Here is a 24,091-nt window from a genome sequence, read left to right on the forward strand (position 1 = left end):
ACTGACAAAACCGGAACCTCTTTCTAGGCTACTTTCCTGAAAACTGCCATAAAACGACAGGGCAACTTTCGGGGCGGTTTTTGCATATAAAAGAGGGTATCTACTTTTCTTCCATGCGACTCCTCTTTGTTCTTCGTAAGCTTATTCCCTGGGTTCTGTTATTGGTGGTGGGCGGTTTGGCCTGGCGTTTTTTGCTGGCGCCGGTCAAGAATTTCCTGAATCCTGAGAAGGAACCCGCCGTGGAAGTGACGCATAACACCATCCTGACCAAGATTGAGGAAATGGGCAAGTTGGAGTTGGTGCGCTTCAACTTCAAAGACGTGGTGGAGTACAAGAAGGAAGTGTCGCAGTTTTTGCCAGATTCCAAGGTGGCCTTGATTGTGGGCGGCGAGGCCGTGGGGTGTATTGACCTGCGGCAACTGCAAGCCAGTGACTTACAGTTTATTGGGGATTCTGTGCTACACGTGAGTCTGCCCGCCCCAGAAATCTGCTATTACAAGATAGACCATACGCAGTCCAAGGTGTTCGGGAAAGAGAATACGTACTTCCAGGATGCTGAGCTGGTGGACGAAGGCTACAAATACGCAGAAGCAAATGTAAAGCAAGCGGCCTTGAACAGCGGTATTCTACAGCAGACGTCGGTGAATGCAGAGAAGATTCTGAAACCGATGTTGGAGAGTATGACGGGGAGAAGGGTGTACTTGATGCCTCGGCAGAAGATGATTACCCCGCCGGTGCCGAAGAGAAGGTAAGGCCTCTACAGGAGATGATTTGGTTCCTGCTTGTTAAGTCGTTCTAGGCTAAGAAGTGGTGCTTATGATTTGAATCTCTTTTGAGCAGGCAGTTTGCTGTTGCTTTGGCTGCTTCTTGTGTGGTATTAGCTGGTGCACGCCTTCTATTATTCCCTTGGCTTATCTGCTTTTGCGTGGGTGCAGGTGCTGCATTGTTTCATCTTTTACGGTAAGCGCTCACGGCCGCGGGGCCCCGTCTTCCCCTCTCGCACTGCCCTTTCGGCCTGTGAAGCCTGTCTCTTTTAGTTGGTGTTTAGCTATGGCCAAAAGCGAGGCGCGCTCGGGGAAGACTGGAACTGGGGAAAGGAGCAGAAGCGATATCTATCCGTTTGGTACTTCTGACTTTTAAAGCAGATACTCCCCCTTTGAAGGGGGCGAAGGGGACTGTTTACACCTGCTGGTCACACGCATTCCTTTCAACCCTGCAAAGGCGCATTCCCCTCCTGGGAGGGGGGGTGAGTTCTGTTGCAAACCGCAAAAACCGCCTACTCAAAAGACCTCGTAGTGTCTTTAGACCTACGAGTGTCTGTGCCAATGGCATTTCGTCACTACTACTACTACTACTACTACTACTACTACCAGACCTAATAACATAAAAACACTTACGGATACTGCTTAGGAAGTAAATCAGGGCCATGGAGAGCAATGCCCTAAACGCATCTTCACCTCTTCAAATTGGCACATCTCCACATTAAGAATCACCCCAAGCCCAGCTCTTTCCAGGCATCCTGGACCAAGTCCAGTTCATAGCCTTTGCTTTGCAGGAAGTACTGGATTTTCTGGCGGCGGGCTAAGGGGTTGCGTTCGCCTTCGGTGGCGTTTTTCTTCTCCAGCAGGTGCAGCAGGTTTTCCCAGTACACATCGGGGTCAATTTCTTGCAAGCCCTTCCGGATGCAGTAGTCAGAGACACCTTTGGCTTTCAGGCCCAGCTGGATTTTACGGCGGCCCCAGCGCTTGAGCCCATACTTGCCGCGCACGAAGGATTGGGCGTAGCGTTCCTCGTCCAGCAGTTTTTCCTGGGTCAGGAGAATGATGAGTTCATCGGCTTCGTCTAAATCCAGGCCATAGTCCAGCAGTTTGGCGCGTACCTCGTTCTGGGTGCGTTCTTGGTAGGCGCAGTAAGCGGCAATCTTGGGCAGCGCCTCTTTCTTGGTGTAGACTTTCTTTTTCTGGGGGCTGAACACAGGCGGAGTTTTATAGACACAGGATACAAGATTCAGGACACAAGGCTTCCACGTCCAGTTGAAAGAGTGAGCCAAACTACTTAGGAAATACTTCTGGTTCTTGCAAACCAATCAAGACTTCCAAATCTTATGTCTTACGTCTTGAATCTTGCGTCTATCTATAAACCAAAAATAGGCAAAAACAGTTTGCCAAAACGCCGTTTCTGGGCCGAAAACCTAAAAGAAGGGCGAAATGCTACCGCTAAAACCCCGACCTTTGCGGCCTCATTCTCCGCTTACCGCCATGACCAAAGGGGTTCAGTACATGCTGCTTTCCACGTTCTTCTTCGCCCTTATGAACGTGTGCGTGAAGTTTCTGTCGCACTTGCCGCCCATGGAAGTGGTTTTGTTCAGGTCTGCCATCTCATTGATGCTGAGCTACGCCATGATTAGGCAAGCCAAGGTGTCGCCGTGGGGAAACCGGAAGCCTATTCTCATTGCCCGCGGGCTGGCCGGTGGCTTTTCGCTGCTCCTGTTCTATACCACGCTGCAGAACATTCCGCTGGCGGGCGCGGTGACCATCCAATATCTGGCGCCCATTTTCACGGCTTTGCTGGGCGTGTTCATTGCCAAAGAGAAAGTGGCACCCTGGCAGTGGGTGTTTTTCCTGATTTCCTTTTCGGGCGTGTTGGTGATTGAGGGGGTGGATACGCGCATTTCATCGTATTACCTGCTCATTGGCATTGGCAGCGCGTTTCTGTCTGGGGTGGCGTACAACTCGGTGCGGAAACTGAGCGAGACGGAGCATCCGTTGGTCATTGTCTTTTACTTTCCGCTGGTCTCGTTGCCGCTGTCGCTCCTGTTCTGCTTCTTTGACTGGGTGCCGCTGCGCGGAAATGACTGGCTGTGGCTCTCATTGACGGGAATTCTCACGCAGTTGGGGCAGTACTTCATGACACGGTCTTACCAGATAGAGAAACTGGCGCGGGTGGCCAACCTCAACTACCTAGGCATTCTGTACGCGTTGGGGCTGGGAATGGTATTCTTCGGGGAGACGTTTCATTTGTACGCCTATCTGGGTATTGCGCTGGTATTGCTGGGGGTGGTGCTGAACATGCAGTACAGCAGGAAATTACGGAAACAGGAAGCCGCGCAGGCAACCAGTTAGCTGTTTTAGGCATCTATTCTGAAAAACAGGCTTAAAACGGCCTGGCGCTTTTGCATCCTACCGCCTCTTCTCTTTACCTTTCGCATTCTTCCCTTCGGGTTTTCCTGATAGAGCACCTGGGGAATAGAAGATGAAGTATTTTGAATAAATGGTATGTGAGAAGGGAAGCCTGTTTCGTTATGCCGCCAAACGCCTCGTCCATGTTTTCTTTAAAATTGAGTCTGTTTTCCGTGAAGCGTAAAAATCTTCTTTACGTCTTGTGCGGCTGGTTTTGCCTTCTAACCGCCGGGGCCGAGGCGGGCGTGCTGAAAGGAAAAGTGACCGATGAAAAAGGAGAGGGGCTGGCCTTCGCGACGGTGTATCTGCAGGGTTCTACCGTGGGCTCCACCACCAACGAGCAGGGCGATTATCAGTTGATGGTAGACCCGGGCAAGCATACGGTGGTGTTTCAGTATGTGGGCTACAAAAGCCAGACCCGGGCCATAGAAGTAGTAGAGGAGGAAACCCCGAAGCCACTGGTGCTAAACGTACAACTGCTCCCCGATGTCTACAACCTGAACGAGGTGCGCGTAAGCCTCAGCGGTAAGAATCCGGCGTACGGCATCATGGAGCAGGTCATCGCGAAGCGCGAGTACCATTTAAAGGAAGTGCAGGCGTTTACCGCGCAGGTGTACGTGAAAGGGTTGCAGCGGCTTATCAACGTGCCCAAGCGCGTGCTGGGCATCATGAAGGTTCCGGCGGGGCTGAAACCGGGCATTTTGTACCTGTCAGAGTCGGTGTCTGAGATGAGTTTCATGCAGCCGGGCAAGTACCGCGAGCGGATGATTTCGTCTAAGGTAAGCGGAAACAGCCGGGCCTTCAGCTTTAACCAGGCGTCTGAGTTTAACGTCAATTTTTACCAGAACCTGGTCAAAGCGCAAGGCGTGAACGAACGCGGGTTTGTCTCGCCGTTGGCCAACAATGCCCTATTCTTCTACAAGTATGAACTGGTGGGCAGCAGCCAGAACAACGGTCACCTCATCCACCGCATCAAGGTCATTCCCAAACGCAAAACCGACCCGGTGGTGACGGGCTACCTGTACATTGTGGACGGTTCCTGGCGCTTGCAGAGCCTGAACCTGTACGTGACCAAAGACCAGCAGATTGAGTTTGTAGACACCCTGCGCATCACGCAGCAGTTTACCCCGGCCGCCGGCAACGTGTGGGTGCTGCAATCCCAGAAATTCACGTTTGACGTGGAGGGCTACGGGTTTAAAGGCAACGGCTATTTTATGGCCGTTTACAGCAAATACCGCGTAAAACCGGCTCCGTTCGTGAAGCAGCCCCCAGTGCCTGCCACGCCCGCCGCCCCGGCCCCCGTGGTGAGTGCGCCCGTGGTAGCCGCCGCGCCCGCGCCCAAACCTACCCGAAAAGAACGGAAAGCCCTGCGCAATGCGCCTCCGCCCAACGGCGTACCCAATGCCGAGTTCTTCAAGAAAAAAGAGGTATTGCTCATTGAGAAAGACGCCAACACCCGCGATAGTGCTTATTGGTCCGAAATTAGGCCCGTGCCCCTCACCGAGGAGGAGGTAGTAGATTACCACACCAAAGACAGCCTACAGGTCATCAAAGAATCCAAGCCCTACCAAGACTCGCTGGACCAGAAAAACAACAAGTTCTCCGTCACGGGTCTGCTCCTCTCGGGCTATTCTTACCGGAATTCGTTTGAGCGCACCCGCTTCAGCATGGAGCCGGTCACGCGCATCTGGCAGTACAACACCGTAGAAGGCTTGGTGGCCAACCTGCGCATCGCCTACACCAAACAATTTGAAGACCGCCGCAGCTACACCATCGCGCCCACGGTACGGTACGGGTTCAGCAACCAGAAAGCCCAGGCGAAACTACAGGGCACCTACAACTATGATTTGGTGAAGCGCCGGGCAGTGGGCTTTGAAGGCGGCCGGTTTGTAAGCCAGTTCAACGCGACAGAGCCGATTACCCCTTTTGTGAACACCGTGTACACGCTGCTGCTCAAAGAAAATTACCAAAAGCTGTACCAACGGGAGTACCTGCGCCTGTGGCACAACCGCGAGCTGGTCAACGGCCTGTCGGCGACGTTCATGGTAGACTACGCCCAGCGCGAAATGCTATTCAACACCACAGATTACGTGCTGCGCGACCGCGTTTCTAGGGTGTTTACGCCAAACGAGCCGCAAAACGCTGAGCTCGCCACTACCGCCTTCCCGCGGCACGAAGCGTTGACCGCCACCGTTTCGCTTTCCTATCGGCCGGGGGCCGAATACATCTCCCACCCCGACCGCAAGATTAACCTCGGCTCCAAGTGGCCCACTTTCAACTTCTATTACCGCAAAGGCCTTTCCAACGTGCTGGGCAGCGATGTAGACTATGATTTTGTGTCGGTGGGCATCAGCGATTACCTGCAATTAGGCCTGCTGGGCGCGAGCGAGTACTCGGCCAGCGTGGGTACTTTCTGGCGGAAAAACCAGCTATACTTCATGGATTTCAAGCATTTCTCGGGCAACCGCACCATTCTGTCCGGCGATTTCAGCGGCTTTCAGTTACTGGACTACTACCAGTACAGTACCCAGAAAACGTACATTGAAGCCCACTACAGCCATCATTTCAACGGCTTTATCCTGAACAAAGTCCCGCTGCTGCGCAAACTGAAATGGCAGGAAGTTGGCAGCGTCAATTACCTGCACACCAATGTCGCCGGTCATTACCTGGAACTGGGCGTGGGGCTGGAGCACCTGTTCAAGGTATTCCGGGTAGATTTTGTGACCGGTTTCCAGGAGCGCCAGAAAGTAAGCTCCGGCATTAGGGTAGGGTACGGGTTTTAAGCCTCTTTTCCTGGAAATAGGCCTAAAACAGATTCAGAACTTGATTGACGCATCATGCTGCAACTAAAAAGCATTCACCACATTGCTATCATCTGCACAGATTACGCCTTTTCCAAAGCGTTTTACACGCAAGTGCTGGGACTTACCTTAGTGCAGGAAATCTATCGCGCGGAGCGGAACTCCTATAAAGCTGATTTGGCTTTGAACGGAACCTATGTGCTGGAGCTGTTCTCTTTCCCGGATGTGCCCGCCCGCCTGTCTTTTCCCGAGGCGGCCGGACTAAGGCATTTGGCATTTGAAGTGGAAGACGTAGAAGCTGCGCGTCAGGAACTGATTGGGCAACAGGTGGCCGTGCAGGAAATCAGAACAGATGAGCACACCGGCAAACGCTTCTGCTTCTTCACCGACCCCGATCACCTGCCGCTGGAACTGTATGAGCGGTAATGCTACCGTTTTAGCCCTGTTTTCGTGAAAAGAGCCGCAAAACAAAGCCGCAGCTTACGCCGCGGGCTTTCCCATTCCCTGTTAGTTGAAAATTACAGGACGGCAACGGAGATTTTGGCTTCCTTCTCTACCAGGCTCAGGTTTGAGATTCTGGGATAAGGCGAGACTTCCCGCAGGGTAAGCTGGTAGGTTTTACCGCCCAGCGGGACGTTGACCAGCCTGCCCAGCGACAAGGTTTTGGACACGCTGCCGCCGGTTGAATCCTGCACCTGAACCCCTGCGGCCGCGGCCCCGGCCCAGATACAGAGCGCATCTTTGGGGCACCGGCTGTCTTCTATCTTTTGCAGCGTGACGGTAAGGCCGCCTATGGCCACCGGTTTCTGCCAGTAAAGCGTCACCGCTTCGCCCGGCGGGAAAGCGGAAAGCGGCTGGAGCGAAGAAAGTGGTGGCACAAAGACCCTCTGTTCAGCCGAAGCCGCGTTTTTTGTGCGGGCGCAGCCCATCAGGAGAACCAAACCAATAAGAAAGCTGCGGGTGCGTTTCATGGGCGTTTTCTGAAAAAGGGCAGGTTTTCCTCTTCTAGTGATAAGAGCCCTCGGCTTAGCCGAAGGTTGCACCGGCCGGGGTAAATTCTCTAAAAAACTAGGCAAAGACTTACAAGGCCTGCACAGAGAGCATCGCCTTTTGCTTAGTGGGGGAAGGATTGTTGAAGTTGGGGTACGGTTGCACCTCGCTCAGGACAAGGCGGTACGGTTTGTTGCCGAGGTGCACCACCACGGTATCGGCTTCCCGGAAGCCGCGGTTGTTTGGGGCGGGCAAAGGGTTGCCCAGGTAAAGCTGCTGGCTCATAGAGACGCCCTGGGCATCTGTTAATTGGAACGTGGCGGCGGCGTACCCGTACCAGATGCACACTACGTCTTCTGGGCAGCGGCTGTCTCCAATAGCAAGCAAGTTGACCAACAAACCACCCAAAAGCGTGGGTTGGTTGACCGTGAGCAGGGTGGCGCCTTTGGATCGGGCTTGCCGCAGGGCCTCTTCTTCCTCCGGCGAAAGCAACTCAGGACGGGCGCACCCGAAAGCCAATCCCAACAGAAGTACAAACAAAAATCTGCTTTTCATCATAACGCGCGGTTTTGGGCCATGCCTTGGATTAACTGGAAGAGCCTTTTTCTGGCTTAAACGTTGTACGCAAGAAATAGAAATATCAGGCCGAAGCCTGGGGTTCCTGCTTCTTCCCGATGGGCAGATTATACAGAACCACTGACAGGAAAATAACGCCATACGCAATGACCTTCTGCTGACTGGCCACCTCACCGAAGTACAGAAACGCCATGGTGAAGTTGATGATGGGGTTGAGGTACATGAGCACGCCCACCGTGGCAGATTTCAGTTCTTTGAGCGCGTACAGGTTCAGAAACAGCGGAATCACGGTGAACAGCCAACTCAGCAGCACAATCTGTCCCATAAAATGGGCTGTGACGGGCTGCGCGTCTGCGCCCACAAACCACGGGTAACTGGGCCCAATGAACGCAAACGCCAGCAGCAGTTGCAACGTGAGCAGCACAATCTTGTCGTACTCCTTCAGCAGCCGTTGCGTGATGAGGTAAAAGGCGTAAGACGCGGCAATGAGCAGACTGAACAGCAGGTTGTAAAGCGAATCGGTGCCCACCAATAGACAGCTCATCAAACTCAGCGCCACCGAAATCCACTGGTTCACCCGCAGGTGTTCGTGCAGAATAAGAAAGCCCAGCACCGCGGTTAAGATGGGGCACAGCAGGTAAGAGAAAGAGCCAGTCTGGATGTCTACATGGTTCACCACGTAAATGAACGCGAGCCAGTTAATGGTGAGCAACGCGCCGCCCAGCAAGGTGTAGATAATAAACCGCCGCTTTTCTACAGGCCCCTGTGCTTTGAATAGCCGGAACGTCTGTTGCCACTGCTCCCGGCGGGTGGTGCCCGAAATGACCAACAATGTGAGCACCGCCACCAAAATCCGAAAATACAGAATCTGGCTGCTGGGGAATGCCGTCAAGGCTTTCAGCGGAAACGGGATAAAGCCCCAAATGATGAAAGCGCTGATGGCCGCGCCGTGGTACCGGTTAAATTTCACAGGATTTTTTTTCAGAAGCGCAAAGGTAGAAGTTGCGCCGCGCACTGCCTAATACGCCGCATTGTCGGCTTAAAACAAACAAGTTGCGCTCAGAAACCAGACCAATGCGGCCGTTGGCTTCCTGTTTTGGCCGTGTTTTCCAGAAAACAGCCCCAAATCATTTTCATTCCCCTTCGGCCCACGGCCGAAAGTCAGCGTCACGGACTAGGTCTTCTGTTGTATATTTGACTAACAGATGGAGTAATCATGTTTAGTTTCAAAGAAATTGCCCAGGTAATGGGAGGCATGTTGGTGCAGCACACAGGAGAGTATCCCGTGCAGCACCTGGTCACCGACAGCCGTAAAATCGCCAATGCCGCTTCTTCGGTGTTTTTCGCCATCCGGGGCGAATTCCATGACGGGCACCAGTACCTGTCTGAACTGTATGCGGCCGGGGTACGGCAGTTTGTGGTGGAAGACGCGTCGGGCATCATGGATTTGACCAGTTACCCGCAGGCCAACGTGTTGCTGGTGAGTGACAGCATTCAGGCCATGCAGCGGCTGGCGGCTTACCATCGGCGTAAGTTCAGCATTCCGGTCGTGGGCATTACGGGCAGCAACGCCAAAACCATTGTCAAAGAGTGGCTCTCGCAGTTGTTGAGCGTGTCTGAACGGGTGGTCAAAAGCCCCAGGAGCTACAATTCCCAGATTGGCGTGCCGCTCTCGGTGTGGCAAATGAACGAAAGCCATACCATTGGCGTGTTTGAGGCCGGTATCTCCCAGCCAGACGAGATGGAGCACCTGGCCAGCGTGCTGCAACCTACCCTAGGCGTGTTTACCAACCTGGGCTCGGCGCACGACGAGGGTTTTACGTCCCAAACCCAGAAACTGCACGAAAAGCTGAAGCTGTTCGCGCACGTGACCCAACTCATTTACTGTGCCGACCAACCCGTGGTGCGCGAAACCATTCAGGCCGAAGGTTTGCCCGGTTTTGCCTGGAGTACGCAGGAACATCCGGCGGCGCAGGTGCAGTTGAAGGTGCTGGAAATGCACCACGGCAAAACCAAAGTCCGGTTCCGGTACAGAGGAAACGGTCAGGATTTGACACTGCCCTTCGCCGATGAGGCTTCCCTAGAAAACGCCCTCCATTGCCTAGCCGTGTTGCTCTACCTGGGCGTGAAGCCCGAAGAACTGGGCAGTCGGTTTGAACGCTTGATGCCCGTAGCCATGCGCCTGGAGCGCAAAGAAGCCATCAACGGTTGCTACGTCATTGATGACACGTATAACAATGACCTGGCCGGGCTGCGCATCGCGCTGGATGTACTGGGCCAACAGGCTCGGCGGGGTCGGAAAACCCTCATTGTCTCAGATTTACTGGAGGCCGGGCTGGAAGAACACGCGCTCTACCAGCAGGTGGCGCAGGAAATCACGGCCCGGGGCGTAGACCGCGTCATCGGGATTGGCGACATCATTACCCGCCACCAGGACTTTTTCCCGAAGGGCAGCGAGTTCTACCTCGGCACCGATTCCTTTCTGGGCCAGCTCCGCTCCGAGACCTTCCGGCAGGAAACCATTCTGGTGAAAGGCGCGCGCGTATTCCACTTTGAGAAAATTGTGGCCGCCCTGCAACAGCAGGTACACGGCACCATGCTGGAGGTGAACCTAGATGCGCTGGTGCACAACCTCAATTATTACCGCGCCAAAGTGCCCGCCCCAACCAAAATCATGGTCATGGTCAAAGCCTTCGCCTACGGCGCAGGCGCGTACGAGATTGCCAACCTGCTGCAGTTCCACCGCGTGGATTATTTGGCCGTGGCCTATGCCGATGAGGGCATTTCGCTGCGCGAGCACGGCATCACGCTGCCCATCATGGTGATGAACCCCAGCCCAGACAGCTTCCTGAAAATGCAGCAGTACAACCTAGAGCCCGAGATTTACTCCTCAGATTTACTGCATCGGTTTTTAGACTATTTTCCCCAAAAGAGCCCTAAAACGCCACCCATCCACCTGAAACTGGATACCGGCATGCACCGCCTGGGGTTTGACGCCGAAGAGTTGGAAGAGGCCTTGGCTGTATTAGACCAAATGCCCCACGTGCGGGTGCAAAGCGTCTTCAGCCATTTGGCTGGTGCCGATGAAGCTTTATACAATGATTTCACGCAGGAGCAGATAACCCAATTCCAGCAGATGGCCACGCGGGTAGAGAAAGAACTGGGCTATTCGGTGACCAAGCATATCCTTAACTCGGCGGGCATTGTGCGGTTTGGCGAGGAAGCCGCTTTTGACATGGTGCGGCTGGGCATCGGCTTGTACGGCATTGAATCGGCGGGGCAGGAGCAAAGCAGTTTGCAGACCGTGGGCCAGCTCAAAACCACCGTTTCTCAGGTGAAATCCGTCAAAGCGGGCGAAACCGTGGGCTACAGCCGGCGCGGAGTAGCCGCGCAGGACAAGTACACCGCCACCATCGCCATCGGCTACGCCGACGGGTACGACCGCCGCTTCGGGAACGGCGTGGGTGAGGTGCTCATCAACGGGCAGCGCGCGCCCATCATCGGAAACGTCTGCATGGACATGTGTATGGTGGATGTAACTGGGTTAGACGTGCGGGCCGGAGATGAGGTGCTGGTATTTGGCGAAGGACTGCCGCTTACCGAACTGGCGGCCCGTATAGGAACCATTCCGTATGAATTACTCACCAACGTGAGCACGCGGGTGAAGCGGGTGTTCTTTAATGAGTAGCGTTTTAGGGCTCATTTGCGAAAACGAGCCCCAAAACGCGGAAAGTCTTTTCAACCATTCATCATAAGGAATGGGCCTAAGAAGAGATGGTGGAGAGTAAAACCCATCTCTACCTCCCAGGAGGGGAATCAATCTTTGCAGGAGAAAGGATGCGTGGTAGAGACAAGGCCGTGGCTGGTCTCTACAGGTACAATCATCACCGCTTTCGCTACTTTCCCCAGTTCCAGTCTTCCCCGAGCGTGCCTCGCTTTTGGCCCTAGATAAGCATCTACTAAGGTAGACAAACAGTTCAGGCCGAAAGGGCAGTGCGAGAGGGGAAGACGGGGCCTCGCGGCCGTGAGCGCTTACCGTAAAAGATGAAACAATACAGCACCTGCACCCACGCAATAAACGGACAAGCCAAGGGGACAGCAAACTGCGTGCACCTGCTAACCTCCCCAAAGAAGCCAATTTTAAGCAAGTGCTAAACCGCAGCAATGAACCAATAAAGGTGTAAGTATAAACAAAAATGCCACTGAATCTCCAGTGGCATTTTTGTTATGGGAAAGAACAAGGGAAAACCTAGCTTCGGCTATTCAATTTAGAAAGCAACCGCAGGATTTCAATGTATAACCAAATCAAGGTGACGGTAAGGCCGAAGGCGGCGTACCATTCCATGTTTTTAGGAGCGCCATAAGCCACACCCTGTTCAATGGTATCAAAATCCAGAATCAGGTTCATGGCGGCAATAATGACCACAAACACGCTAAAGATAATTCCGGCCACGCCACTGCTGTGAATCAAGGCCATCTCTACCCCAAAAAACTGCAGCACAAACGAAATCATGTAATAACAGAAAATCCCGAAGGTGGCGGTCAGGATAATGGATTTAAAGCGTTCGGTGGCTCTGATCACGCGGGTGCTGTACAGAAGCAACATGCCGCCAAATACGGTGAACGTCAGCAGCATGGCCTGGTTCGCAATGCCGGGGAACTTCGTCTCCAGCAAACCAGAGACTCCGCCTAAAAACAGACCTTGCAGCGCACAGTAAAGCGGGGCAATATAGGCCGCCCACTGTTTTTTGAACGTAATCAGGAAAGCCAGACCCACGCCCACCAGCGGAATGGAGATCAGGAAGGGAAGGGGCACGCCCACCATGCCGAACAAATCCCAGGCGAACACCGCGAACACCAGCACAATGCCCAGCAGCAAAGCAGATTTGCCAATGGTACCGTTCAAGGTCATCGCCGGCCCGTCTAACGCCTGCGGAACAGCCGCTTGGGTAAACGCTTCTTCTTTAAGAGCAGGGTTGTTTGAAGTGAAAAGTGACATGTTTTTTAGTTGGTTTTACGAAATTTACGAGAAATCCTTCAGGCGCGCAAGCCTGGGTTAGCTAATGGATGTATTTATCTTCGGGTAAGTGGTTACTCCACAGATGAGCGGAAAAGGATTTTTAGGAAACTGTAGCTTTCCTGCAACAAGATTTTAATATCCATCCTGGAAAAATTCACCTCGGGTTTCAGCATCACGGTAACAGGCTGAATGGACAGGCTGGTAGGCGCCTTTGATATAAGGTAAATGAATTCTAAGTCGAACAGGTAGCGATTGGTCTTGGTTTTCAGGAACACCTGTTTTCCTTTTTGGTTAAAACCTTTCAGTCCACATTGGGTGTCATTGATGGGTAGGTGGAGCAAGTGTTTGGTGAGAAGTTGAAGAACTTGAGAGATTTTGATTCTAATAGGCGGCACCTGCGCGTAATATTCTGTTTCCCTAACCCCCACTAGTATATCTGCCTCGGCTTGCATTAACCAATTTATGATCTTAGCCATACTCTCTAGGGTGTAGGGGAAGTCAATATCAGTATACAGGCAAAATGGGTTCAAACTTGCCTGTACGCCTCTGCGCACGGAAAAGCCCTTTCCTTGGTTGACTTTATGGTGGAGATAAGAAAAATGGGTCAGGTTTTCTTGTAAGAACTTGATGTCAGCCGGGTGAATGCCACGGGTGGAGCCGTCATTCACTAAAATTAGATGAATTATTAAATTTGGATGGCAAGCTTGCAACTGCCGAAGATTGTCAAATAAGTTATAAACCCAGCCGTCAGCGGGGTTATAACAGGGCACTACTAGGTCAAGCAGAGCAGGGGCTATGGGCGTGTGAGGTTAAGTTGTAGCAAATTTATGAAATTTTAGAGAGTTACTCGTATGCTAGAGGACTGGGTTGTGCATGAACTTGATAAATGCACATGGATAGAAAGAACTCTTTTACCTTTGCCGGAAAGGAAAAGGAGGCATGCCTAAAAAGTACGGTGACAAAATATACGCATTGATCAGTGCAGGGGCCATTTTACTTGTCTTCATAGCTGTGGTGGGCATAGATGTGGTTCTGCATCCGGGGCGTTACCTTTTTGAGGTGCACGGGGATCATATAAAGAATTACTACGTGGTGGCGTACTACGTGAAATATAATTCTGGCCTCTGGTTCACGGGCATGAATTATCCGTTTGGGGAACTTGCGCTTTTCTCAGACAACCAGCCGCTTTTCTCCTTTCCGTTGGCCTTCATTCATCACTATGTCTGGCCTATTGCAAACTATGTCACGGCGGGTCAGAACCTATTTTCAATTTGCTCGCTCGCCATCGGGGCCTGGATTATGCAACGGATTTTACTTAGATTCCATTTGCCGGGTTGGTACACGGTGCCCGTGGCGGTGATTATAGTGGCCATGAGTCCGCAGAACACGCAGTTTGACTTTCAGTATGCGCTCAGTTATTCCTTCGCATTGCTGCTGCCCTGGCTTTTGGTGATGAAATATTTTGAGAACCAGGGTAGTTGGAAGTGGTGGGGGCAGTATGTTCTGGTCTCTTTGGCAATTGGATTTATACATGTTTATTTCCTGGCTATCAATGGGCTCTTTGGGGTAGGGGTAGCGGTAGTCTATGCCATGCAGGAGAAGCAATTCAAGGTATCAGCAAAGTTGCTCCTAGGGGTGGTGCTGCCCAGCGCGTTCTTCCTGCTGTTTATGGCCACTGTAGACCAAGTAACTGACAGGCCCCAGCACCCTGAAGGTTTTTTTGTGCACCGGGCAAACTTAGAAGGTATCTTTTGGCCCTATGATCTTTTCTACCTGCCTCTCCTGCAGAAGGTATTTCCTTCGTTGCAAGATTCCCGGCAGGTGAGTTATGCCTACGCTGGAGTACTGGGTACTTTTTGCGTGCTGTTTTTTGTGGTGAGAGGGCTGCGGTATGTGTTTAGGAAAAGATTTCAGCTTGTGTTAAAGCCTGTATTGCCACTTGCCTTACGGTGGAGTGTATGGCCAGCGGTAGGGACGCTTCTGTTTTCCATGGCCATACCTCTTAAGTATGGTCTGGAGGAAGTAGTGGAAGGGTCTCCTCTTTTGGAGCAGTTCCGGGTTCTATACCGCTTTGCGTGGTCTTTCTATTATGTGTATGCATCAGTGTTGGCTTTCACGTTGTATGCTTTGTACCGGCGGTTGCGGCGTTTAAATAAAAAGGTAGCCGTTCTCGTGCTGGCAGCCGCCTTATTCCTATGGGCCCTTGATACCGTCTTTTTCCTCAGGAAGGAATTCCAGACGCTACGGGGTTTTCCGGTGGGATACTCCTTCAACGGGCAGCAAGACAACTTGGTAGAAGCTCTAGAAGCTAATGGATATGCTGTACATGAGTTTCAGGCAATAGTACCGTTGCCCTACTTCTGCATTGGTTCTGAGAAAATAGGCGTAGGGTATCTCTACAGGTCAGTGTACGAAGGCATGCGGGTGTCACTACAGACGGGGCTTCCGTTGGCTACCATGATGATGGCCCGTACGTCGCAATCACAGGCCTTGGCACAGGCCCAGTTGCTGAGCAGTGCATTGATTGAGAAAACGCTTTTAAGAAAGTTGCCCAATCAAAAGCCTTTTTTGCTGGTGGTCGCCCCTGGGCAGAGAACTCTGGCAGAGGAAGGGCTACGGCAGAAGGCCGCTCTCCTTTTCAAAACTGATAACCTAGAATTCTATAAGTTGCCATTAGAGGCTCTGCGTAAAAATGATAGGTCGCGGATAGCGCAGGAATTTACTCAAGATTCAGCTTCGTTGCCTAAAAAAGGGAATTGGTACCTAAGCCAAGACAAGCCCTTTGTTTGGAAAGGATTGGGAGCCAAAACTACGGGCGGCGTTTTTGGACAAGGTGCCCTACGGGTGGTAAAAGGGCCTCTGCCGCTTTTTGACGCTGTTTTTCCTTCTGGGGAAGATACCCTTTGGGAAGCCTCTGTTTGGAGTAATGCCGCTGCTGACCGGCAGCTACCAACGCTTTACTATGAGCAATTAGATGCCCAAGGGAAAGTGCTGGCACAGCACAAGGTGCTTGGGCATACATCCTTTGACGTGTATGGGAGTTGGGTAAAGCTTGATATCTCCTTCCCTAGGTTGGCTGCCGGGGAACATATTAAGATTTGGTTAGAGGGAAGTGATATCTGGGCAAGTTCTTTCCTGCTTAAACCAGTTGAGACTGATGTGTATTGGCCTTTGCCCAATAACAAGTTGCTGTTTAATAATTTTGCCATACAGGAGTAGGGGATATCAAGCCAAAGAGTTCTCCCCATGCATATCCCTGAACTAATACTGGTTTCGCCCTAAAAATGCACCTATTATGTATAGGCAAGAGGGAAAAGCACGTATCTTTTTGGATTCACCCGGAACACCTTGTACCTTGCAACTGTTTATAACAAGTCTAAATAAAGCAGAGACAGGTGCAAGAACAACAGAAAAGTGTGCGGGATTTGAAGATAGGGGAGAAGGGCATCATTTGTTGCTTAACTGACCCCGAGATGTCTTTGAAACTGCTGGAGATGGGCTGTATTCCCGGCGAGGAGATCAAACTCAACAGCCGTGCCCCCCTTGGCGACCCCATTACCATTATTGTGAACGATTACACCCTTTCTTTGCGTTTAGACGAAGCTGCTACCATCAAGTTAAAGGCTTAGTCTATGTCAGAAGTTCTAGCGCCGGCCCCCGCCTCCGTTCCCCATACCTCCTCCGCTTCCGCCACCCGCAAGGTGGCCAGAGTGGCCCTCATCGGGAACCCTAACTCCGGTAAATCATCGTTGTTTAACCACTTAACCGGTCTGAACCAAAAGGTAGGGAACTTCCCGGGTGTCACCGTTGACAAGAAAACCGGCATCAGCCAACTCACGCCCAGCCTCAAGGCGCAGGTCATTGACATGCCCGGCACGTACAGCCTCTACCCCAAATCCTTGGACGAAAAGGTCATCATCGACCTGCTCCATGACAAAAAGGCGGCCTCTTACCCAGACGTGCTCATCATCACCGCCGATGCCTCTAACCTGAAGCGGAATCTCCTTTTGTTCACCCAACTGGCAGACCTGAAGATTCCGGCGGTGCTGGCTTTGAATATGATGGACGTGGCCGAAAAGCACGGCGTCAAGATTGACCTGGCCGAGTTGCAGCAGGAATTGGGCGTGCCCGTGATTCCGGTGAACGGCCGTACCGGTAGTGGTCTAGCGGCGCTTAAGATTTTGCTTTCGCAGGAGTTGGAGAAACCTAAATCCTCCTTCTTCCAAATCCCCGATGAGTTGCTGGTGATGGTGCGCCAGATTCGCTACTACTTTGAACTGAGCAACGATTACCTGGCCTGGCACTACGCCCACCAATACCAGAAGCTTTCCTTCCTCTCTGAGGATGATAGAGAATACATTGGAGAACTGGTAAAAAAGTACGGCTTCCATTCCAACACGCTGCAGGCCGCAGAAACCATTGACCGGTACACCCGCATCAACGGCTTGCTGCTGGATGCCATGCGCGTGACCAAGGCCGAGAACAATGAGCAGTTCAGCAACAAGCTGGATCAGATTCTCACGCACAAAGTCTTTGGGTACCTCATCTTCTTTTTGGTGCTCTTTTTGTTATTTCAGGCCATTTTCGCGTGGGCGGCTTACCCCATGGAACTCATTGACACCGGCGTGGCCACCCTCAATGCCTGGATTCATACGCTGGCTGATGGCCCGCTCATTGATCTGCTCACCGAAGGCGTTCTGGCCGGGCTGGGCGGCGTGCTGATTTTCATTCCGCAGATTGCCTTGTTGTTTGCCTTCATAGCCGTGCTGGAAGAAACCGGCTACATGGCCCGCGTCACGTTCCTGATGGACAAAATCATGCGCAAATTCGGGCTGAACGGTAAAAGTGTGGTGCCTTTGATTTCGGGCGTGGCCTGCGCGGTGCCGGCCATCATGGCAACCCGCACCATTGACAACTGGAAAGACCGCATGATCACCATCTTCGTGACCCCGCTCATGAGTTGCTCGGCGCGCTTGCCCATTTACACGGTCATGATTGCGCTGGTGGTGCCGGAGAAGTATTACCTGGGGTTCATGAGTCTGCAGGGCTTGGTGCTGATGGGCTTGTACTTGATTGGTTTTCTGGCGGCTATTTTCTCGGCGGCCTTGCTCAAATGGGTGCTCAAAACCAAAGAGCGCAGCTACTTCATCATGGAGTTTCCTACCTACAAAATGCCGCGCTGGAAAAACGTGGGCCTTACCATTGTAGAAAAGGTAAAAGCGTTCGTGTTCCAAGCCGGTAAAGTGATTCTGGCCATCTCCGTTATCTTGTGGGTCATGTCTTCCTACGGCCCGGGCAACGCCATGCAACAGGCCGAGGAACGCGCCACCGCTGAACTTACCACGCTAAATCTAAACGAAGCGGATGCCGAGGCGCACATAGGCGGCCAGAAGTTGGAAGCTTCCTACGCCGGGCAGTTCGGGAAATTCATTGAACCCGCCATTCGTCCGTTGGGCTATGATTGGAAAATCGGGATTGCGTTGCTTACTTCCTTCGCGGCCCGCGAGGTGTTTGTAGGTACCATTTCCACCATCTACAGCGTAGGCGATTCTGAAAACATCTCCACCGTCAAAGAAAAACTGTTGGCTGAGAAAGATGCGTTCGGTCAGCCGTTCTTCACCCCGGCCCGGGCGTTTTCACTGCTTATCTTCTACGTTTTCGCCATGCAGTGCATGAGCACCATTGCCGTGGTGTACCGCGAAACCAAAGGCTGGAAATGGCCTATCTTGCAGATGCTCTACATGACCGGTTTGGCGTACGGTTCTGCGTTTCTGGTATTTAGATTGTTCTCCTGAGCAAGCGTTTCTGGCCTGTTTTCCTGAAAACGGGCCAGAAACGTGATAACAAACTGGTAAGAGCAATCCCGTGTGGCTGCCCAGGCGTTTTCGGGCTGTTTTTTGGAAAGTAGCCTTAATCAAGTCCCTTCCCGTTGAACTATTCACCTAACCAATAGGTTAATTCATATATAGAAAACCTTGCGTCCACGGGTTCTGTAGCTGCGGGTTTTGCGGATTTTCCTCCATGAAATTTCTATTGATAATATCTTAAAGCGCACATAATACGCTGTTGCTTGTGTTTCAGCGGATTTGTTTGTACATTTGTGCGATTAAAGTGAAATGGAGGGGACGAGAGAGTCCCCCTTTTTATTTGTTATCCAGAGTACCAATGGCCTTAGAGGAAATAATAATACAAGGATATGCCCAGGCAGCCCTGCCCGAACCCGACCTGTTCATTGTGAGCGTAAAAGTGTCTGACAGCCCGGTGCGGCCCAAAATAACCATCCTGGCCGACGGTGACCAAGGCATCAGCATTGACCAGTGCGCCAAGATCAGCCGCCGCGTGGCCAAGCAGATTGAGGAGGCTTACGGCGAGGAGATTTCCTATGTGCTGGAGGTGTCTTCGCCCGGCGTGGATTTCCCGTTGACCCAGCCCCGGCAGTACGCCAAAAATGTGGGCCGTCACGTAAAAATCAAGTTAGCCGACGGCGTGGAGAAAACAGGCGAGATACGGGAAGTAACCCAAGACGGCTTTCTTTTTGCCGAAGAAGTGAAAGTAAAACATAAGATAGCGTTGCTGGAGCCCGTGCACGTGGCGTTCAGTGATATTGTGAAAGCGCAGATTGTAATCTCTTTTAAATAAGAAAGACATGGATAGTTCAATATTAATCGAGTCGTTTGCGGAGTTCGCTAAATTCAAGAACATTGACCGCCCTACCATGATGCGGATCTTGGAGGACGTGTTCCGCACTATGATCCGGAAGAAGTGGACGACAGATGAGAATTTTGACATCATCCTGAACGTAGAAAAAGGCGACCTGGAAATCTGGCGTAACCGCGAGATTGTGGATGATAACTCGGAAGACATCTGGGACGATGACAAGATTGCCCTGTCTGACGCCCGCAAGATTGAACCCGACTTTGAAGTGGGCGAGGAAGTGTCTGAACTGGTGAAACTGGAAGATTTCGGCCGCAGAGCCGTATTGACCGCCCGCCAGACGCTGATCCAGCGCGTGAAGGATTTAGAGAAAGACCTGCTGTACCAAAAATACAAAGACCAAGTTGGGGAGATCATCTCTGGTGAGGTGTACCAGGTCTGGAACCGCGAGGTATTGATTCTGGACTCGGAAGACAACGAGCTGTTGATTCCTAAGTCTGAGCAGATCCCCAAAGACCGTTACCGCAAAGGTGACGTGGTGCGGGCGGTGGTGCAGCGCGTAGAGATCATCAACGGGAACCCTAAAATCATTCTTTCCCGTACTTCTCCTCAGTTCCTGGAGCGCTTGTTTGAAAACGAGGTGCCTGAGATTTTTGACGGTTTAATCACCATCAAGAAGATTGTGCGCGAGCCGGGTGAGCGGGCCAAGGTAGCCGTTGAGTCGTATGATGACCGCATTGACCCGGTAGGAGCCTGCGTGGGCATGAAAGGCTCGCGTATCCATACCATTGTGCGGGAGTTGGAGAACGAGAACATTGACGTGATCAACTACACAGATAACGTAGAGCTGTACATCCAGCGGGCGTTGAGCCCCGCCAAGATCAGCAGCATCAAGATAAACGAAGAAACCGGACGCGCCTCCGTTTTCCTGAAACCAGACCAAGTGTCTCTGGCCATTGGCAAAGGCGGGCAGAACATCAAACTCGCCAGTAAGTTGGTGGGCTTGGAAATTGACGTGTTCCGTGAGACCGAGGAGTTTGATGAAGACATCAGCCTGGAAGAATTCTCAGACGAGATTGAAAGCTGGGTAATTGACGAACTGAAACGCATTGGTCTGGACACAGCCCGCAGCGTGATGGCCGTTAGCAAGGAAGATCTGGTGCGCAGAACGGAACTGGAAGAAGAAACCGTGGAAGACCTGCTCAACATCATCCGCCAGGAGTTTGATTCAGAAGAAAGCAACAACAACTAGTGGTGCGCTTTATGTGCCGGGTTATTTGACCTTACTGGAGGGTGGGTGCCATTTTTGGCCTATTTTCCGGGAAACAGGGCAAAAACGCGAAGTCGTCAAGGCCACCCCATCCTTTTTAAATGAGTAAGAAACAAGTAACTACTAAAAGTAAATTATAACAGCATATTTGAACATGTCAGAAGAAAGAACGATGAGGCTTAAACAGGTCGCAACCACCCTAAACATCAGCCTGACCACGGTAGTGGACTTCCTGGGCAAGAAAGGGGTTGAGATCGAGAATAAACCTACTTCAAAAATTACCCCGGAGCAGTTCAATATGCTGTCGAAAGAGTTTGCTTCCTCTATGCAGGCCAAGGCCGAGGCGGCAGATCTGAACCTCCCCGGGAAGAAGCCCCAACCGGAGGAGCGCCCAGAGCCTAAGAAGCAGCCTGAGCCAGAGCCGGAGATGTTTATCAAATCCAGCCAGGTGAGAACCCAGCCAGAAGCACCCAAGCCAGCGGCCCCGGCAGCTCCTGCGCCCCAAGCCGCTCCGGCCCCGGCCGCCGCTGGTGGTTCTTCCTTGCCAGGAATCAAGATTCTGGGCAAGATAGACCTGGATGCGAAAGGCAGACCAGTGCCGAAACCAGCACCCGCTCCCGCCCCAAAGCCAGCCGAAACCCCTGCCCCGGTAGCACAGGCCCTAGCAGCGCCTACTCCGGCTCCTGTAGCGGAAGCCCCTGCAAAACCAGCAGAAGCACCAAGAGCGGCTGAAAAACCTGCTCCGGTAGAAACACCGGCACCAGCTGTACCGGCTCCAACGCCAGCTGCACCTGCGCCTGTTGCAACTCCGGCCCCGGCGCCACAAGCCCCGGTGGAAGCCAAAGCACCTGCTGCTCCGGTTGTAACTGAAAAACCTCAAGCACCAGCACCAGCTGCCCCGGCCCCAACGCCTGCACCGGTTGTTGAAGCTCCTAAACCCGCAGCTCCTGTACCGCAAGCCCCAAGACCAGAGCCAACTGCCCCGGCTCCGGCCGCAGCAGCGCCCGCTCCAACTCCGGCCGATAAGCCAGAAGAGCCCGTTGCGCCAGAAGTAGCCCAGTCCACCATCAAAGCCCAGGCAGACCAGCTGAAAGGCTTGACTGTATTGGGTAAAATTGAATTACCAGTAAGCGGTGGTCGTGGCAAAGGCGGTAAACCAGTGGCGTCTTCAGATGAGCGCCGCAAAGGAAACCAGCCAGGTGGTCAAGGCCAACCGGGTCAAGGCCAGGGCGGCGGAGACAAGAAAAAACGCAAGCGTATTGAAGTTCCTAAAACTGGAGCCCAAGGCAATGCGGGTGGTGGTAATACTACTGCCGCCTCCCAAGGTCACCGCGCCGGTGATAGAGCCACCAGTACCCGTCCGTTAGGGACAGGACAGGCGGCTAACCGCCAAGGCGGAGCGGGTGGGCCAGGCCAAGGACAACGTCCAGGCGGTGGCGGAGGCTACCAGGGCAATCGTCCAGGTGGCGGCCCAGGCCCGGGCCAACGTCCGGGAGGGCCAGGACAACGTGCCGGAGCACCCAACGCCCCACGCGCTGAATTGACCGATAAGGAAATCCAGGATCAGATCAAGGCTACCCTGGCCCGCTTGAGCGGAGGCAAAGGCGGAAACCAGGGAAATCGTGCCAAATACCGCCGTGAGAAACGCTCGGCCGTGGCAGATGCCGCTGATGAGCGCAGAATGCAGGAGCAGCTGGAGTCCAAGATTCTACGCGTAACCGAATTCGTGTCGGCCAATGACCTGGCCGCCCTCATGGACGTGAGCGTGAACGACGTGATCAAGGCTTGTATGAACCTTGGGATGTTCGTCTCCATAAACCAACGTCTGGATGCGGAGGCCATCACCATCATCGCCGATGAATTTGGCTATGATGTACAGTTTGCCTCGGCCGAGGAAGAGGAAAACATTGGGGTGGAAGAGGATGATGCAGAAGAAGATCTGCAGCCCCGTGCGCCAATTGTAACCATCATGGGTCACGTTGACCACGGTAAAACCTCTTTGCTGGACTACATAAGAAGAACAAAGGTAACCGCCGGTGAGGCCGGAGGTATCACCCAGCACATTGGCGCCTACCAGGTAACCACTGAGGCCGGAAAAGACATCACGTTCCTGGATACGCCGGGTCACGAGGCCTTTACCGCCATGCGTGCCCGCGGGGCCAAAGTAACGGACGTAGTTATCATTGTGGTAGCCGCTGACGATAGTGTGATGCCGCAGACGAAAGAGGCCTTGAACCACGCCCAAGCGGCCGGTTCGCCAATTGTGATTGCCATCAACAAAGTGGATAAGCCAACCGCTAACCCAGACAAGATCCGTGAGGAACTGGCCCAGTTGAACGTACTGGTGGAAGAGTGGGGTGGTAAATACCAAAGCCAGGAGATCTCGGCCAAGACCGGGCAAGGGATTGACGAGTTGCTGGAGAAAGTATTGCTGGAAGCCGAATTATTGGAGCTGAAAGCGAACCCAGACCGCCGTGCCGTGGGTACCGTGATTGAAGCCGCCCTGGACAAAGGACGTGGCTACGTGGCGACCGTACTGGTACAAACCGGAACGCTGAAAATTGGTGATATTCTGGTAGCAGGCTCGCATTACGGCCGTGTGAAAGCCATGACCGATGTGTTAGGCCGCCGCCATAAGAAAGCCGGTCCATCCATGCCAATCCAAGTATTGGGTATTGACGGGGCGCCGCAAGCCGGCGATAAGTTTGTGGTGATGGAGACAGAGCGTGAAGCCCGCGAGATTGCCGTAAGCCGTCAGCAATTGCAGCGTGAGCAGAGCATGCGAACCAAGAAACACATTACCCTGGATGAGATCGGTCGTCGTTTGGCCATCGGTACGTTCAAGGAACTGAATGTGATTGTACGCGGTGACGTGGATGGTTCCGTAGAGGCCCTTTCAGACTCCTTACTGAAACTGTCTACCGAAGAGGTACAGGTGAACATCCTTTCCAAAGGCGTAGGTCAGATCTCTGAGTCAGACGTGCTGTTGGCTTCGGCCTCAGATGCGATCATCATTGGTTTCCAGGTGCGTCCGTCTGTGAATGCCCGTAAGCTGGCAGAGAACGAGCAAATCGATATCCGTCTGTACTCCATCATCTACAACGCCATCAATGAGCTGAAAGACGCCATGGAAGGTATGTTGGCGCCAACCGTACAAGAGGTGGTAGTTGCCAACGTAGAAGTACGCGAGGTGTTCAAGATCACCAAGGTGGGAACCATTGCCGGCTGTATGGTCACAGATGGCACCATTACCCGTAACTCCAAGATACGTCTGGTGCGCGATGGTATTGTGGTACACTCCGGTGAGATCCTGGCCCTGAAACGCTTCAAAGACGATGCCTCAGAAGTGAGACAAGGCTACGAGTGCGGTGTCAGCATCAAGAACTTCAACGATCTTCAGCAGGGCGACATTATTGAAGCCTACGAAGAGCGTGAGATCAAACGGACGCTGTAATCCAGAAGAGATCAACTGTTCCTATCAACCAAAGAGAGCCCCGCCTGAGAAGGTGGGGCTTTTTTGTGCTTAGCACCTTAGCCTTTAAGGCTGATTTTCTGAAAAGAGGCCGAAAACAGCGTGGTGCGCCTTTGAAGAAGGTGGTGG

17 protein-coding genes are annotated in these 24,091 nt (G+C 52.8%); 11 read left to right on the plus strand and 6 right to left on the minus strand.

Annotated features, from left to right (window positions below; genetic code table 11):
* The first annotated feature begins 113 nt into the window (after positions 1-113).
* On the plus strand, positions 114-752 hold the full coding sequence (locus HHO50_RS05555; RefSeq protein WP_181305003.1) for a DUF4230 domain-containing protein: 639 nt from the start codon (positions 114-116) through the stop codon (positions 750-752).
* Between the two features lie 737 nt (positions 753-1,489).
* Here the strand turns inward: HHO50_RS05555 and HHO50_RS05560 are convergent.
* The gene (locus tag HHO50_RS05560) at positions 1,490-1,975 is read right to left on the minus strand and encodes a regulatory protein RecX (protein WP_181305004.1); all 486 of its coding nucleotides are present in this window, start codon (positions 1,973-1,975) and stop codon (positions 1,490-1,492) included.
* Positions 1,976-2,231: 256 nt separating this feature from the next.
* Between HHO50_RS05560 and HHO50_RS05565 the strand changes: the two genes are divergently transcribed.
* The 3 genes from HHO50_RS05565 (at position 2,232) to HHO50_RS05575 (ending at position 6,406) form a co-directional block, all read left to right on the plus strand.
* Entirely contained in the window at positions 2,232-3,122 is an 891-nt protein-coding gene (locus tag HHO50_RS05565) for a DMT family transporter (RefSeq protein WP_255478611.1), read from the plus strand.
* Between the two features lie 230 nt (positions 3,123-3,352).
* The gene (locus tag HHO50_RS05570) at positions 3,353-5,962 is read left to right on the plus strand and encodes a DUF5686 and carboxypeptidase regulatory-like domain-containing protein (protein WP_370457527.1); all 2,610 of its coding nucleotides are present in this window, start codon (positions 3,353-3,355) and stop codon (positions 5,960-5,962) included.
* A 54-nt stretch (positions 5,963-6,016) separates the two neighbouring features.
* Positions 6,017-6,406 (plus strand): VOC family protein, encoded by a 390-nt coding sequence (locus tag HHO50_RS05575; RefSeq protein ID WP_181305006.1) that lies wholly within the window; start codon positions 6,017-6,019, stop codon positions 6,404-6,406.
* A gap of 92 nt (positions 6,407-6,498) precedes the next feature.
* On the opposite strand, the gene HHO50_RS05580 is transcribed toward HHO50_RS05575, so the two are convergent.
* The 3 genes from HHO50_RS05580 to HHO50_RS05590 form a co-directional block, all read right to left on the minus strand.
* Complete coding sequence (locus HHO50_RS05580; RefSeq protein ID WP_181305007.1) at positions 6,499-6,951, minus strand: hypothetical protein; 453 nt, start codon at positions 6,949-6,951, stop codon at positions 6,499-6,501.
* Between the two features lie 109 nt (positions 6,952-7,060).
* Positions 7,061-7,528 (minus strand): hypothetical protein, encoded by a 468-nt coding sequence (locus tag HHO50_RS05585; RefSeq protein ID WP_181305008.1) that lies wholly within the window; start codon positions 7,526-7,528, stop codon positions 7,061-7,063.
* A gap of 82 nt (positions 7,529-7,610) precedes the next feature.
* Positions 7,611-8,516 carry an EamA family transporter gene (locus tag HHO50_RS05590; protein WP_181305009.1) on the minus strand — a complete coding sequence of 302 codons (906 nt, stop codon included), beginning with the start codon at positions 8,514-8,516 and terminating at the stop codon, positions 7,611-7,613.
* Between the two features lie 246 nt (positions 8,517-8,762).
* On the opposite strand from HHO50_RS05590, the gene HHO50_RS05595 reads away from it, so the two are divergent.
* Complete coding sequence (locus HHO50_RS05595; protein WP_181305010.1) at positions 8,763-11,234, plus strand: bifunctional UDP-N-acetylmuramoyl-tripeptide:D-alanyl-D-alanine ligase/alanine racemase; 2,472 nt, start codon at positions 8,763-8,765, stop codon at positions 11,232-11,234.
* 561 nt (positions 11,235-11,795) lie between these two features.
* Here the strand turns inward: HHO50_RS05595 and HHO50_RS05600 are convergent.
* On the minus strand, positions 11,796-12,545 hold the full coding sequence (locus HHO50_RS05600; RefSeq protein ID WP_181305011.1) for a Bax inhibitor-1/YccA family protein: 750 nt from the start codon (positions 12,543-12,545) through the stop codon (positions 11,796-11,798).
* 92 nt (positions 12,546-12,637) lie between these two features.
* Complete coding sequence (locus HHO50_RS05605) at positions 12,638-13,336, minus strand: glycosyltransferase (RefSeq protein ID WP_181305012.1); 699 nt, start codon at positions 13,334-13,336, stop codon at positions 12,638-12,640.
* A 169-nt stretch (positions 13,337-13,505) separates the two neighbouring features.
* Between HHO50_RS05605 and HHO50_RS05610 the strand changes: the two genes are divergently transcribed.
* The 6 genes from HHO50_RS05610 (at position 13,506) to infB (ending at position 23,944) form a co-directional block, all read left to right on the plus strand.
* On the plus strand, positions 13,506-15,785 hold the full coding sequence (locus HHO50_RS05610) for a hypothetical protein (RefSeq protein ID WP_181305013.1): 2,280 nt from the start codon (positions 13,506-13,508) through the stop codon (positions 15,783-15,785).
* Between the two features lie 176 nt (positions 15,786-15,961).
* Positions 15,962-16,195, plus strand: a complete 234-nt coding sequence (locus tag HHO50_RS05615) for a ferrous iron transport protein A (protein ID WP_370457528.1) — start codon at positions 15,962-15,964, stop codon at positions 16,193-16,195.
* Between the two features lie 3 nt (positions 16,196-16,198).
* The gene (gene feoB / locus HHO50_RS05620) at positions 16,199-18,361 is read left to right on the plus strand and encodes a ferrous iron transport protein B (RefSeq protein WP_181305014.1); all 2,163 of its coding nucleotides are present in this window, start codon (positions 16,199-16,201) and stop codon (positions 18,359-18,361) included.
* A 370-nt stretch (positions 18,362-18,731) separates the two neighbouring features.
* On the plus strand, positions 18,732-19,205 hold the full coding sequence (rimP, locus tag HHO50_RS05625; protein ID WP_181305015.1) for a ribosome maturation factor RimP: 474 nt from the start codon (positions 18,732-18,734) through the stop codon (positions 19,203-19,205).
* 7 nt (positions 19,206-19,212) lie between these two features.
* The gene (gene nusA, locus HHO50_RS05630) at positions 19,213-20,472 is read left to right on the plus strand and encodes a transcription termination factor NusA (RefSeq protein ID WP_181305016.1); all 1,260 of its coding nucleotides are present in this window, start codon (positions 19,213-19,215) and stop codon (positions 20,470-20,472) included.
* Between the two features lie 172 nt (positions 20,473-20,644).
* Entirely contained in the window at positions 20,645-23,944 is a 3,300-nt protein-coding gene (infB, locus tag HHO50_RS05635; RefSeq protein ID WP_181305017.1) for a translation initiation factor IF-2, read from the plus strand.
* The last annotated feature ends 147 nt before the right edge of the window (positions 23,945-24,091 follow it).

The sequence above is a fragment of the Rufibacter sp. XAAS-G3-1 genome, from assembly GCF_013623775.1.
In the GTDB taxonomy this organism is placed as follows: Bacteria; Bacteroidota; Bacteroidia; order Cytophagales; family Hymenobacteraceae; genus Nibribacter.